Here is a 15,572-nt window from a genome sequence, read left to right as displayed (position 1 = left end):
GGTGTAACCTGTGGTATATGAACAATATACATTATGAACCCTGAATGGGTTCAACTATTGATTGGCATACATCAATAATTGCGTTCGACTCCTAAATTATTAACCTTCTATATCGTAACTTTAGTCCCCAATAATATAGATGACACTTCCATGAAACGATTGTTACTGATAATATTTGCCATTGCTTCTTTGCAGTTAAATGCAGCTCATATTAAAGATTACCTTCTACCACAGCCCAAGTATATTAACCTTCATGGTGACCAGCTTGATGTAAACAAAGGTGCAATCGTTATATCCGATTATGCTCCACAATTCAGCAAACCGCTTCTTTCACTGCTTAGTGCTTTTGAGAATACAGGTATAGAAGCTCATCTTTCACCTGTTCATTTGAGTTACCAGACATCCCTTCTTATAGTTAAAGAAGATCGTAATCTTGGTGTCCAGGCCTATATTCTGTCCATCAATAAGGAGGGAATTGAAATAAAAGGAGGTAGTGAAACGGGCCTCTATTACGGATTATTAAGCTTGCAGCAGATCGCTCAGTTTGCACTTGATCAGGGCTACTGGCCTACTTTGTATATTGAAGATGTACCCGATTTTGAACGACGAGGTTTAATGCTGGATATCAGCAGGGATAAAGTACCAACTATGGCTAGCCTTTACAACATGGTGGATCAACTGGCCGCCTGGAAGATTAATGAGTTACAGCTTTACACAGAGCATACTTTTGCCTATCAAAACCATGAAACCGTTTGGAAAGATGCCAGCCCAATGACGGCTGAACAGATCAGGGAGTTGGATGCCTATTGCCGGAATCATTTTATTGACCTGGTACCTAACCAAAATTCTTTTGGTCATATGAAACGATGGCTGATTCATGAAGAATACAAGCACCTGGCAGAATTACCCAAGCCCGGCAAAACCATTTGGGGTATGATGTCGCGCACCAGCTTAAGTCCGGTTGAACCCGGTTCATTGGAGCTGATGAAAGAGTTATATGCCGAACTGTTACCGAACTTCTCCAGTTCTTATTTCAATATTGGTTGTGATGAGACGGTTGAACTGGGCGTTGGTAAATCAAAAGAGTTGTGCCGGGAGAAAGGAAAAGGTCAGGTTTACCTCGATTTTGTGATGGAGTTAAAAAAGGAAGTGGATAAATATGGTCTTACTACACAATTCTGGGGTGATATTATTTTGCATCATCCTGAACTGATACCTGAATTACCAAAAGATATGGTTGCGTTGATATGGGGTTATGAAGCTAACCATGCTTTTAATAAGGAGTGTCCAGAGTTTAAAGAAGCTGGTTTGCCCTTTTATGTTTGTCCTGGCACTTCAACCTGGAACAGTATTATTGGACGAAATCAAAATGGATTTGCCAACCTGAAAAATGCTGCTATCAATGGTAAAAAATATGGTGCCAAAGGTTTCCTCAATACTAACTGGGGTGATCAGGGTCACTGGCAACCTTTGAGTGTGTGTTATCCGGGCATTTTATACGGTGCTGCTCTTAGCTGGAATGTGGATAATAATGCTGATATAGATATTGCCCGACACTACTCCTTACAAGTGTTAAAAGATACTACCGGACAAAGTGGTCAGGCCATTGTTAACCTGGGCAATGCCTACCTGAAAATGAATGCTCCCACGGACAATAGCAATATCTTTCATCAGTTGCTAAAGCGTAACAGGCGCTCCATTAAAACTGACCGCTGGCTCAAACGCATAAAGCAAAATAACCTGGAAGCCACCATTGCTCTTATAGAGTATGAATTGAAACAATTAAACGAAGCCAATATAAACTGTTCCGATGCTGAAATTGTCAAAGCCGAAGTAACGCAAGCGGCTAAACTGGCTCTTCATGCTTGTGTCTTAGCTAAGGCCAAACTCAATACCCCGGATGGTTATTTTAAAAGTATTCCTCCGAATGAACAACAGCGCTTAAGAAGTGAGATGAAGTTGTTGATTGAGAATCACAAAAAGATTTGGGTACTTCGTAATCGTGTTGGTGGCTTAAGCGACTCAGCAGGTAAGATGGAGGCGGTGTTAAGGAGTTATAAGTAAGAATTGTAATAACTGTTCGGTTATGAAGCGTGGCTTGTGTTGCGCCTACAGCAAGCCATGTTTTACGAACTATTGTGGCAATGTTATTATTAATTTTTTCGTACAATCATATATGCCAGAGAACAATCTGAATTTATTTTTCTGATTAGATTGAATTTATCTTTATTGTGAATTGCAAAATGATATTTCTTGTTATCTAAATATAATGTCGTCCCTTTAATTAAATATTTTCCTGATTTGTTTGAATTTAATTTATACTCTTGTGTACCAAATTCAATTTTTCCATCTTTAGATTTCAGTATCTCATGAGTCAGGTTGATGTTATCATTAGCATCTGGATTGTCAGTCGTAACTATTGTTCCTCGATATTCGATATTCCATGTGCCTTCAATAATATCTATAAGTTTAATGTCTGTTGATTGACTTCTTACACTTAAAAAGGTCATTAAAAAAAGTGCAAGTATTATTTTATTTTTTCTATTCATATTCTTTGGGTTAAACTTAGTTTATTCTTCATAGCTTGTTCTTTTTCTTAATTTACTATGATGATTTAAATGAATTATTCCTTATCTACTTTTCATGTTGTTTTCAAATTCAATTAATCCATTTAATATCTCATCATCTTCCTTATAAAACACTTCGGGGCAAGGATTTTTTGGTCTAATTGCTGCTATTAAAAGTTGACCTAATCTAAAATCGGGATTGTCCTTCCAAATCCGTTCAATATTTGATAATATTTCTGGTATTCGTTCTATATCTCTCATATTTGACTTGTGTTGATTTCTATCCGCTTGTCGGCAACAACGCGTTCTGACTTTGGTTTTCAAACGGTCTGAACGCTTAGTTATTGGCGGTAGTTATTCTTTTATTCCAAATCTCTCTAACAAATTGATAAATGGTTTCACATAAGATGGATTCAGTATTTTACTGTCCTCTATTTCTGAATAATCTAGGACATTAGCATTTTTTAATTTTAAATACTTATCAGAATCATATTCTTCATCTTTCAAAGTTGAAGTAAGAATTACTTGTTTCTCTAATTTTAAGAGCTCTTCAAGCATTAAGTTTTCTTTTTTCGAAGAAAGCTCACCTTCTCTAAAGGAATCTATTATTATAGGAAATTGGTGTGACAAGAAATTACTTAAAGCTAATAATTTACAGAAATAATATTCCTGCCCCTCACTTCCAGAATAGGTTACACCAGTTTTTGTAAATAAATCCTCAAAGGATAACAAACCTTCTAGGTCAACTTTACGATATAGCTTTTCCATCTCATACAATATGCTGTCTAGTATGTATTTTTGTTGTTCTTTATTAGAAATAATTTTGGTTTCATTGTTTTTAATAAGCTTTTCAATATCATCAACTTGTTTTTGAAGCGTAGCAACTAATTCGTCAACCTCTTTAGAATCAAGTATTTCATCTTTAAACAGTATATAGTTATTCTCATCAGGAGTTGTAGAATTTAGAAGTCTATTAATGAGCCCTTGTTCTTTGATTATTTCATTATTCAATTCATCAACAATTTCACCCTTAACAGTAATATTTTCCCTGATTGATTTGAGAATATTATTTCTTACTAAACTATTGCTCACATCAAATTCGAAATCCTTATTTGCGAATATTACTTTATTACTACCACAATTAGAGCACTTAACTTTACCCTCATTTAAACTACGATTCAACGATTTAAGTTCAATTATTAAGTTCTCTAATTTTATTTTTCTATTTTCTTCTCTATTTCTTTGTTTCCTAAGTTCAGCTATGTTTTTATGTGATTCTGCCAATTGCTTAGATGTTTTTTTGAAATCCATATTATTAGCAGTAGAGCTTATAAATGAAGCTATTTCAGGATTTTTCTTAAGTATCGAAATCTTCTTTTTTTCTGTTTTAATTTTTTGGTCAATGGCTTTTTTCTGTTCTTTTAACTCTTCAATATCATATTTTTGTTCACTTGTTATTGAGACACCTAACATTGAATAAACCATACTTTTAAAGTCTTGCTTATTATTTCTCCCTTTAACAATTAAGTTCGATGTATTCCGATTATCCTGGCCTAGAAAGAATAATTCATAAAACATTGAAAGGTCAACAGGTTTTATATCTCCATCTTTTTCAATTCGTGGAAGTTTATATATATTGTTATCAAAGAAGTGTTTAAACTCACTTATACTATTAAAAACATTCAGATTTTCACTTTCAAGTAGAAGAACTGAATTACCTTTGCGGATAATTTCATATTCCTTTTCACCAAACTCAAATTTTGAATAGAAATAATAACCTTTGTAATTAAAACCACTTGGAAATATTGAATCATAACCTAATGAATGCATTAATCCTTGCATTAATAAGGTTTTACCTCGATTGTTATCATTACTAAAAATGATGTTGGTCTTATTTTCAAAACGTTCTTCTATAAACGCTTCTTCAAAATTGCCGAATGCACTGCTTTTAATTATCATCATTTCCTTCAATAATTATAGAAATTAAGTATTTAATGGTTTGTTCGTTTAAGTACGATATTTTTGGGGTATAACTCGAAAAAACAGATTTATATACAATGTCAATATCTGTCTCTCTTTCAGAATCAAAATATGAAATAATTTTTTCACATGTATTCCAAAAAACACGATTACTGTTTTTATTAAAAAAAGCTCGAGACAAATTAGAATTACAATCTTGTATTATGTCTTTTTTATCCTCGATGCTGAGTCCATCCACTATAGGAGAAAAATAGAGAGGTATTGACTTATAATCAAACACCTCAACCCCTATTATTCTACTAATTATTAAAGTTTCAATATCTTTAGAGGAAAGGTGTCTTTTAAAATCTAACACTTCTTTTATCTGAGAAATTACTACATTTTCAATGTAACTGTTTTTTTTTGCTGTTTGAATATTTCTCAAATCCTGGAAGACACTTTTATAAAAGGTCTCGTCTTTTATGTTGGCTTTTTTGAATTTAGTAACACTCTTTATATAATCGGCTTCACTTTGATTGTCTTCTACAATTAATACCTTTTCGAAAAACTCCTTTTGCTCCGCATCGTAATTTCTGGAGCTACCTTTTACCCTTATAATTTCTTGATTTAAACCGTTCTTTATTCGTTCGAGAGTTTTTTCTTCAAAATTATCGGTATTATAAACCTGTAACTTACAATCCTTCTTATATTCAGGTGTCAAAATCGGTGAGAAGAAGATAAATTCCTTGAAATTCAAGGAGGAAATATAATTATCAAATAATGTAAAGAAATACTTTCCTATTTTCTTAGGATTTAACGACTTTTCATTTTTGGATTGAATATCCCAAATCTTATCAGAGTTTTTATTTATTCCACTGACATCATTAAAACAATCAAATGCAACATACTCAATTTCTTTCTTATCCTTTCTCTTTCCAACCAAATACAACAAAGATTTAGTCTCAAAATCTGAAGCCTTCTCATTGTTAATCTCTGTATTTTTGAAAGTATATGTCATAAATTATTCTATTATGCTTACTTGAAGTTTCTTGTTTTAATTACCGCCAACATCCTTATAAACCGACATGTCCGCTTATATCTTATTGAGTCAACATTTATTGTTAGTTTATCACATTAAAAAACCCGGCTTTCGCCAGGTTCCTAATATTTACTCAGGTGAGCCATTACTTCCTGCCTGTTCGGCCTCTGTCTTAGAGCGGGTACTGCGGGCCTTTTTATCCTGATCAATCTTTTCAATAACAGTTTTGAACTGATTATAGATGGTCATGGCCTCGGGTGAGGTCTGATTCATGTAGTGGAAGTTTAAGGCCAATATCACCTTATTGGTAAAATCTCTTATCCAGGCCTTTTCTACTTGTGGACTAATCTCCTTGATATTTGTTTCGGCACTGAGGAATGAACGTCGTGTCTGTTCAAAATCAAGTTGGCTACTCTTCACCCGGTTAAAAATATCTAATGCTTTTATGGTTGTTACATCGTCCATCAGGTTATTTCTCTGCTCGATCTCAACAATAAAGCTCCTCTCCTGCTTGCTTTGCTCATCATAGCCTTCGTTCTGCATGCTCCAGCCATGTGTTCTCAATATTTCAATAATACGCTGGGCTGCAGCCACCATTTCAGCATTTGGTTCATTAATACAATGCAACAGATAGTACTTTAAGGAATCAATTGCCCGGTCGCGCAGTTCATCCCGTTCATCCAATAAATCGGTGTAAGGGTTCTTCATGTTTTTATCCAATGCCAGGTTGATATTGGGTAAGCGTTCCTGTGCACTTGCCAGGTAGGTATGTAATCCTAATACTTCCAGCTTTTCAGTTGCAATGGCTTTCAGGATATTGATCAGTTCAACGATCAAAAACACATAATTTTGGTTACGGAATTGTGAAAATGATATTTTCATAGTAGTTAGTTTTTGAAACCAATCTTTTAATATAGATCAGTTCCTGGTTAAAATTGTATTTCCTCTTTGATAAATAGGTTTAGAATCAATTATTGTGAGGAAACGATTAAATATAAACAACTTATATTAATTACAAACACATTAATTCAATTTTTCTCATGCAAACCTACGTTATTTAAACTCAAACCAAATAAGCTGATTAACTGAAAGAAAGCAGAAAATATCATTATATCTCCCATCACACAAGGGTTACAAACCAAAATTCTGTTTAACTATTAAATTAATTTTCACTCAGTTTATACATTACTATGAACATTACATTTTTGACAAGTACAAGCACAACTATATATATAATTAGTTTTTAATTTCTGTAGTCAGTAGCTCTGAAATAAGCCCTCAATAATAGTTTTAACAGAAGCTGATTTATTGAAACATACTAATAGCTTCCGTTTATTGTATTTAATGATTCCCGAAATGGTAGCCCTTTTTTGATTCCGATAGAAAAGAACTTCTGAAATAGTGCTCTATTTTGGGTTCTGATAGGAATCAATTTCTGAAATGGTATCCCACTTTCGATTCAGATAGAAATTAACTTCTGAAACAGTGCCTCATTTGCAATTCTGATAGAAAAGAACTTCTGAAATGGTGTCACATTTTCGATTCAGATATAAAAGAGCTTCTGAAATGGTGTCTCATCTTCGATTCTGATAGGAAGGAACATCTGAAATGGTGCCTCATTTCTGATTCTGATAGAAAAGAGATTCTGAAATGGTATCTCATTTTCAATTTTGATAGGAAAGAACACCTGAAATGGTATGCCATTTTCAATTCAGATAGAAAAGAGCTACTGAAACGAGGTGCTGTTTCTGATTTTAAGTGTTTTTGGTTTCTGAGGTGTGATGACTTGTTGATTGAGAATCACAAAAAGATTTGGGTACTTCATAATTGTGTTGGAGGTTTGAGTGACTCGGCTGGTAAAATGGAGTGTGCTGAGGACGTATCAATAAAGGGCTCTGATCGCTTTTAAACTGTAATTAAATTAAAATTTTAGAACCACGAATTGCACCAATTAACACAAATTGTTCCGCTACGCGGAACCAAAAATTGGTGTAATTCGTGAATTGAAAATCAGCGAAGCTAAATTCGTGGTTAAAAGATAAAAATTGGTCTATCTACATTTTTAAAACCGATTTCCCTGGATCAGAGTCCTTTTGCATTAATTGATTTGTAAAGTACTTCAGTTTGATTATTGTTTTACATCGAAACGATCCAGGTTCATAACCTTAGTCCAGGCAGCAATAAAGTCTTTAACGAATTTTTCTTTCGCATCTGCACTTCCATAAACCTCGGCCAAAGCTCTAAGCTCCGAATTGGAACCAAAAACGAGATCGGCTCTTGTTGCTGTCCATTTTATGGTTCCGCTTTTACGGTCCCGGCCATCAAAGTACTCATTACTATCTGAATTTGGCATCCAAACAACACCCATATCCAAAAGATTAACAAAGAAATCGTTTGTCAATACTTCAGGACGATCTGTAAATACTCCATGTTTTGAATGATCGAAGTTTGCATTTAAAACACGCATACCTCCGACAAGAACAGTCATTTCCGGAGCTGTTAAGTTTAGCAATTGCGCTTTATCCACCAATAAATCCTCTGTGGACATGGCGTATTTCTTTTTCAGATAATTACGAAAACCATCGGCGACCGGCTCCATTACTTTGAAAGATTCCACATCGGTTTGTTCTTGCGTCGCATCTGTCCGACCAGGAGTAAACGGAACGGTCACTTTGAATCCGGCATCTTTAGCGGCTTTTTCAACGGCTGCATAACCTGCTAAGACAATTAAATCAGCTAGCGATACCTTTTTATCGTCTGCTTGCGATCCATTAAATTCATCCTGGATACCTTCCAAAGTTTTCAGCACCTGGTTAAGTTCTTTTGGGTTGTTTGCCTCCCAGTCTTTTTGAGGGGCAAGGCGAATACGAGCTCCGTTAGCACCTCCTCGCTTATCAGAACCACGAAATGTGGAAGCTGATGCCCATGCCGTAAAAACCAGCTGTGCAATGCTGACACCTGAACCAAGAATCTTAGTTTTTAAATGGGCAATATCCTTATTATCAATTAGGGTATGATCAACCGCCGGAACAGGGTCCTGCCATATTAACTCTTCTGTTGGTACTTCCGGCCCCAGGTAAAGTACTTTTGGCCCCATATCACGATGCGTCAGTTTAAACCATGCGCGGGCAAAGGCATCGGCAAATTCAAGCGGATACTCATAAAAACGTCTTGAGATTTTTTCATATTCAGGATCGAACCGCAATGAAAGATCGGTTGTCAACATGGTGGGACGATGCTTTTTAGCAGGATCATGTGCATCAGGCATAACTTCACCTTCATTTTTGGCAACCCATTGATAAGCTCCGGCCGGGCTTTTTGTTAGTTCCCATTCGTATTCAAACAAGTTTTTAAAGAAATAATAACTCCATTTAGAAGGTGTTTGAGTCCAGATTACTTCCAGTCCACTGGTTATGGTGTCGGCTCCCTTGCCTTTTCCAAAAGAACTTTTCCAGCCAAGACCCTGCTCCTCCATCTCTGCAGCCTCGGGTTCGGGTCCTACATGCGCTGCATCACCGGCACCATGGCATTTACCGAATGTATGTCCTCCTGCAATCAATGCAACGGTTTCTTCATCATTCATTGCCATTCGTGCAAAGGTTTCACGGATATCCTTAGCGGCTGCTTTGGGATCAGGATTGCCTGCCGGACCTTCGGGATTCACGTATATAAGCCCCATTTGAATAGCAGCAAGCGGGTTATTCAATTTTTCCAAATCTAAATCACGATTTTCATTCTCCAGCCATTCTGTTTCTGATCCCCAATAAACATCTTCTTCCGGCTCCCAGACATCGACCCGGCCACCACCAAAACCAAAGGTTTTAAATCCCATTGACTCCAGTGCTACATTCCCTGCCAGAATCATAAGATCGGCCCATGAGATGGCATTGCCATATTTCTGTTTAACGGGCCAAAGCAAACGGCGAGCTTTATCCAAATTGGCATTATCGGGCCAACTGTTTAATGGTGCAAACCGCTGTTGACCTGAACCTGCTCCACCACGGCCATCACCGATGCGATATGTTCCGGCACTGTGCCAAGCCATGCGAATAAAAAACGGGCCATAGTGTCCGTAATCGGCCGGCCACCAATCCTGCGATTCTGTCATTAAATGATGAAGATCGTTCTTTAGCCCCTTATAATCGAGTCGTTGAAATGCCTCAGCATAATCGAACGCTTCTCCCATCGGATTAGATAATAAAGAATGCTGACGCAGAATATTTAATTTTAGTTGATTAGGCCACCAATCACGATTTCTTGTTCCGCCACCACCATGAGTTTGCTTACCAATTGCTCCTGTTACCGGACATTTGCTGATGTGTTCTGAATGATTATCCATGTTTTAAAGTTTAATTTGAAAAAGCCAAATCAATTTACGAAATAATGTATTGATATGCAGGATCTTTTTATGAACCCAGAATATGCGTTAGAAATTCTATTACGCTTTGAAACTACTTCAAAACAAGACACTTTATTCATTTTCTTCAACTCTTCATAGCATTGCTATGCCTCGTTTCTGTAAATGCTTGTTTTATTGTATTTTCAATGCTCATTACGAAGTTCCAATGCATAATCTGGGTTGAAGCACATCTGTGTAATAGTTCGTTAGTAGTTAGTCAGAAGGCAGTAGTTAAAAAGATAAATATATCCCCGCATGTCGGCACCTTTAAAAATCAGGAGGGGAATGTATTGCTTCATTTTCCTCTTTCAAATCTACCCTTTATACATAAATAATGGACAGACATTTTTTGAGATAGAGGCTAAAAGCCTCAAACTTCACAACAAGGGGGATCGCCCCTTGATAAAAATGCTATGTAAATCTCAGGCTGAATTGAAAATCGACGCAGTCAAAGTCTGAAACATATAACTAAAGTATCAGGCATTCAGCCTGAATAAACATGTTGAACTTATATCTTGGAGCGTTGCCCCAAGTTTTGAATTATAAGGCCTTCAGCCTTTTTTTATTGAATTGTTTCAACTCTTGAAAAAAAAAGGCTTCTGTCGCATTACAACATGAAGCCCCTTGTTACTTTATCTGGCTGTTTCTATTGGATACCAGATCAGAATCTATTCTTTATTTTTTCACAAACCTCTTTATTCTAGACGCACCTTCTTTACCTGAAAAATTAAGCAGGTAAATACCTTTTTCCAGATCTGATATATTAAGCGTTACTTTATCGGTTTCCAGTTCTTCCCTGCGCAAAGTTCTGCCGGTTAAATCAATAATGGAAGCACTTGTATATTCATCGACCGGTAATTCAATAGATATATAATCTTTGGCGGGATTGGGATAAAGCACAATGTCAGCGGTTGTTTCTGTTATCTGCTCCTGCCCAGTGGCTATTTGATTAGTAATAACCACATAAACGCGATTACTGACGATCATTTTACTGTTCATATTATAGGCATAGGCAACAATTTCCTCAGTACCATCTGCAGTAGCTGTTACAAGGCCATCAGAGGTAATAGTGGAGCAATTATTACTGCTTGACCAATTTACAGTCACATCTGCATCTGCTGTATTAAGTGGCAATAGTTCCGGTGTTAGCTGTACGCTTCCGCCATAAGTGTTGATGTAATAAGTATCAGGATCGAAAAGGATTTCCTCTAATGGAAATGGACCGGAGCTCTGATTTGAAACCTCTATCATCTTTACACCGGCAATACCGGTATGTACTTCTGCTTTAACAAAAGTAAGTCCATTACCTACAGGTGTTATAAGTCCATTTTGGTCTACTGTCATTACATCCGGATTACCTACGCTCCATATGATACTTTGATTTGTTGCATTGGCAGGTTCAATTGCCGGAGTCATTTGTAATGTTTCTCCATCTGTATCAATTGTGTATTTAGGCGCCGTTATTTCAATAGAAGTAACAGGGATACCTTCATCCTGATTGGTGATGGTTACATTGTGAGTAGCTTCCACACCTGATCCATCCAATGCCTTACAAGTAATCGTTACATATCCCAGGGAGTTATCCTTAGCTGTTAAAACACCATCCTGATTTATGGTGGCTTTAGATGCATAATTCACCGACCATTCCACTTCAGAATTGGTAGCATCAGCAGGTTCCAGAACAGCATCAAAATCAATAGATGCAAAAGGTTCATCAATAATATCGGTATCAGGTGTTATACTAATAGAAGTTACATAATTAGTGATACTTATTTCCTTAGAACCGGAAATTCCTGAACCATCATTTGCTACGGCCGAAACAGTTACTACACCGGCACTTACCGCAGTCAATACACCTGATGTTGAGATAGTGGCAATACTGTTATCTGATACATCCCAGCTCACTGATTTATCGCTCGCATTTGCAGGCAAAACTTCAGTATTCATTTGCATGGTACTGCCAAAAGAAGTTATGCTGCTTGTGGCAGAGGTTACAGTTAACGAACTAACCGGTATCACAGGAGGTGTTCCATCCTGGTTGGAGATTGTAATGTCTATTGTAGTGGATACACCCAGCCCATAATTTGCTGTAGCTGTTACCGTAACAACTCCGTTATCTATGGCTGTGAGCAGGCCATTATCAGATATACTTGCCAAATCAGTATCATCAACACTCCAAACCACCGGCTGATCATTAGCCTCAGCAGGGAGCATGGTAACATCCAATTGTAAACTGCCATTATCTAAATCTATAGTTGTGGCCGGCGCGTCAATTGTAATGGAAGTAACTGTTCGTTCGCCAATTTCTGTAAGTATTGTGTTTAATGGGAAACCGTCATTTAAACCTTGTCGTACTTCGGCCGTTTCTGTTGTTGTATTATATTCATAAATGGTTCCCAATCCCATACCACCGCCACCGTAACGTGTAGCGCCAAAAATCTTTCCATTATAGGTGACCATTGGTGCTCCGGTAGGAAGATAAGGTCCACTATTATCCACAAACTCATGAACAAATTCCATATTATAAGTAGCAGTATCATAACGCCAGATAGCTCCTCCATTATTCGAACCTCCAATGCTCGAATGTCCATAAATATAACCATCCGGTCCAATACAGATGCCTCCTGGAGTTGTATGGCTCGTTTCTAAATGCTTTCTGACATTATAGTCACTCTCATTGATGTCATATTCAAAAAATACTCCTTTATTGTTGTTTCCTCCCCAGGTTGTTGTTCCATAAATCTTCCCATTCGTATAGGCTATATAACCACTGGGTTTACTTCCTTCTAAGCCATCGAAATGATGCTTAACAGTATAAATGCCTGTATTTATATTATACTCAAACAGTACACCATTATCATGATTTCCTCCGCTATAGGTTACTCCATACAATAAATTGTCTCCAACAGTTATCAGTACACCTTCTGCTAATACAGTTTTACCTTCGTCTACAGAATAATCATAAGCTATACTCAGCGTTTTTGTATCAGGATCATATTCGCAAATAGCTCCTAAATAAGAGCTGGTCAGCGTATAGAATTTACCATTGGGTGCCAGCGTAAGCGCACTTCCGATATACATCTCCAGGTGATGATCTATCTCAAAGGAATTATAGTCTCTGTCATAGGTGTAAATAATTCCTTTGTCATTAATCCCTCCACCTGCTGCAATACCATACAATAAACCATTGGGTCCTTCAACAACTTTGGTATGTGGATTATCTCCGTTATCCGACCCCAGAAATTCATACATGACCTGGTAATTACTCCCATCGTCATCCATTTTAAAAATAAAGCCGGCATCGTTTGCTCCACCGATATATGCGACACCCCATAACTCAGAGTATTGCGCAAATGCAGCCAGGTGAACCATGAAGATTAAGGTGAATAATGTAATCTTTTTCATGTCTATAATTTGCTTTTCAATTGTCACATGGAACTCGCCATACTAGTCATTACTCTGTGTGAGAAATCCTTTCTCATGGCTCGTTTCATATGTTTAGATTTTAGATTCAGGATATAAGTATCAAGACAAATAAACATCACCTTTCCTGCTTTAGCGAGAAAGGTTAAGAGCTATATAAATACAAAATCATACACTCTTACGGAAACATGCTGATTAAGTTAGTTTTTAATGAATCTATTTATACTCAATACTCCTGCTTTACCTGATAACCGAAGTATATATACCCGTTTCTATAGCTGATGTATTAAGCTCTTCCCTACAAAAGATTCTGCCAGTTACGTCAATAATGGAAACACTTGTATATTCACCGACAGGTAATTCAATGAATAAATAATCGTTTGCCGCGCTGGTATAAATCACAAAAAGATTTGGGTACTTTGTAACTGCTAGTGAGGCTTGAGATATTCTACTGAAAAAGTACAGGCTGAATTACTGAATTATCAGTATCCGTTGGATGCATTGCTATAGCTCAACAAACATTTAACAATTGCTTAATACAAAAGCCACCCTGAGATTAACCTCAGAGTGGCTTTGCTATAACTTGGATGGATTATCCTCTAGTACTGATCCTACTCTTTAATAACTTTAACTACCTTCTTCACTTCCTTTGATGATATTTCAATAAAGTAAATACCTCTAGGTTCTTCTATATCAAATACTACTTTGTCCACAGATTTGTAAGTGTGTCTGGTTATCAATTCCCCGGTTAAGCTTCTTAGTGACACATCTACCCGTTCGCATAGTGTCCCTAATTCTATGTACAGCGTATTTTTAGTTGGATTAGGGTATATTTTTACACTAGCTGTCGGCTGTTCGATTTGGGTTGATATGCCAATCTCTATATTGTCTGATGTTGCGCTGCAGTTATTTCCGTCTGTTACGGTTACACTGTGAACCCCCGGGGCAAGGTTTGTTACAGATGCCGTGGTTTCCAAATTACTCCATTCATAGCTATACGGAGGGGTGCCTCCGTTGACGCTTGAACTGGCTTCTCCGTCTTCGGCGCTTGCACCACTGGCATGACTGTCTACCATAGCTGTTACTGACAAAGCTGTTGGTTCTGTAACTTCTCCCAAATCAGCTGCTATACAGCCGTTGGCATCAATCACAGCTACTGTGTATTCTCCGGCTATTAGACCCGTTAAGTTAGCTGTAATGGGTCCTGTACTCCATTGGTAAGAATAAGGTGTTGTTCCTCCACTTCCTGAAGCAGTTATTTCACCATCAGATAAGCCGTTACAACTTACATTGGCATCCACTACAACTGAAGCTACTAAGGCTGTTGGCTGAGTAACAGTGCCTGAATTAATTGAAGTACAGTTATTGGCATCAGTTACGGTGACCTCATAGGTACCGGCGGTAAGGCTGTTGATCTGCGCGGTTTCTGCACTATTGTCCCAGCTGAAGCTGTATGGTGTGGCACCACCTGTAGCGGAAGCGGTCATGCCGCCATCTGATAATCCGTTACAACTGACGTTGGCGTCTATTACGACTGAAGCAACAAGGGCAGCAGGTTGTGTGACAGTACCTGAATTAGTTGACGTACAGTTATTGGCGTCAGTTACGGTGACCTCATAGGTACCGGCAGCAAGGCTGCTGATCTGGGCGGTTTCTGCATTGTTGTCCCAGCTGTAGCTGTATGGTGTGGCACCACCTGTAACGGAAGCAGTCATACCACCATCACTTAAGCCGTTACAACTGACGTTGTTGTCTATTATCACAGAAACAACAAGGGCAGCAGGTTGTGTGACAGTGCCGGAATTAGTTGACGTACAGTTATTGGCGTCAGTTACGGTGACTTCGTAGGTACCGGCGATAAGATTGCTGATCTGCGCGGTCACGGCACTGTTATCCCAGCTGTAGCTATATGGCGTGGTACCGCCGGTGGCGGAAGCGGTCATCCCGCCGTCACTTAAGCCGTTACAGCTGACGTTAGAGTCTATTGCAACTGAAGCCATTAAAGTTGTCGGCTCAGTAATAGTTATAGAAGCTTGTTCTGACCCTCCGTTATCATCGGTAACTGTAACCGTATAGCTTCCTGCAGCCAGGTTAGTTATTGTATTAGTTAAGGATGTGGTATTGGTGGTTGTTGAACCGTTACTCCATGAATAATTATAGTTGGCCGTTCCTCCGGTTACCGTTG

The 15,572-nt window shown here is 37.7% G+C and carries 9 protein-coding genes; 1 reads left to right on the top strand and 8 read right to left on the bottom strand.

All coding sequences use genetic code 11. The features are described 5' to 3' along the window. Positions 1–150 precede the first annotated feature (150 nt). Positions 151–2,064 carry a beta-N-acetylhexosaminidase gene (locus AC4MRQ_RS19830; RefSeq protein ID WP_491199453.1) on the top strand — a complete coding sequence of 638 codons (1,914 nt, stop codon included), beginning with the start codon at positions 151–153 and terminating at the stop codon, positions 2,062–2,064. 89 nt (positions 2,065–2,153) lie between these two features. Here AC4MRQ_RS19830 and AC4MRQ_RS19825 read toward each other — a convergent pair whose 3' ends face one another. The 8 genes from AC4MRQ_RS19825 to AC4MRQ_RS19790 all read right to left on the bottom strand — a co-directional run. Further along, a complete protein-coding gene (locus AC4MRQ_RS19825) occupies positions 2,154–2,549 on the bottom strand; it encodes a hypothetical protein (RefSeq protein ID WP_491199452.1) in 396 nt (131 codons plus the stop codon). Between the two features lie 81 nt (positions 2,550–2,630). Next, positions 2,631–2,828, bottom strand: a complete 198-nt coding sequence (locus AC4MRQ_RS19820; RefSeq protein WP_491199451.1) for a hypothetical protein — start codon at positions 2,826–2,828, stop codon at positions 2,631–2,633. 93 nt (positions 2,829–2,921) lie between these two features. Beyond that, positions 2,922–4,529 carry a hypothetical protein gene (locus AC4MRQ_RS19815; protein ID WP_491199450.1) on the bottom strand — a complete coding sequence of 536 codons (1,608 nt, stop codon included), beginning with the start codon at positions 4,527–4,529 and terminating at the stop codon, positions 2,922–2,924. Beyond that, entirely contained in the window at positions 4,516–5,544 is a 1,029-nt protein-coding gene (locus tag AC4MRQ_RS19810) for a hypothetical protein (RefSeq protein WP_491199449.1), read from the bottom strand. Before AC4MRQ_RS19810 ends, AC4MRQ_RS19815 begins: the two co-directional genes overlap by 14 nt. Positions 5,545–5,694: 150 nt before the next feature. Beyond that, the gene (locus AC4MRQ_RS19805; protein ID WP_491199448.1) at positions 5,695–6,447 is read right to left on the bottom strand and encodes a DUF6261 family protein; all 753 of its coding nucleotides are present in this window, start codon (positions 6,445–6,447) and stop codon (positions 5,695–5,697) included. Between the two features lie 1,246 nt (positions 6,448–7,693). Further along, entirely contained in the window at positions 7,694–9,904 is a 2,211-nt protein-coding gene (gene katG / locus AC4MRQ_RS19800; protein WP_491199447.1) for a catalase/peroxidase HPI, read from the bottom strand. Between the two features lie 735 nt (positions 9,905–10,639). After that, positions 10,640–13,369 (bottom strand): Ig-like domain-containing protein, encoded by a 2,730-nt coding sequence (locus AC4MRQ_RS19795; protein ID WP_491199446.1) that lies wholly within the window; start codon positions 13,367–13,369, stop codon positions 10,640–10,642. A gap of 629 nt (positions 13,370–13,998) precedes the next feature. Further along, a partial coding sequence (locus AC4MRQ_RS19790; RefSeq protein ID WP_491199445.1) for a T9SS type A sorting domain-containing protein occupies positions 13,999–15,572 on the bottom strand: 1,574 nt, incomplete at its 5' end.

It is taken from the genome of Carboxylicivirga sp. (assembly GCF_982718395.1).
Note: the sequence above shows the minus strand (reverse complement) of the source record. Positions and strands in the feature narration are given on the sequence as shown.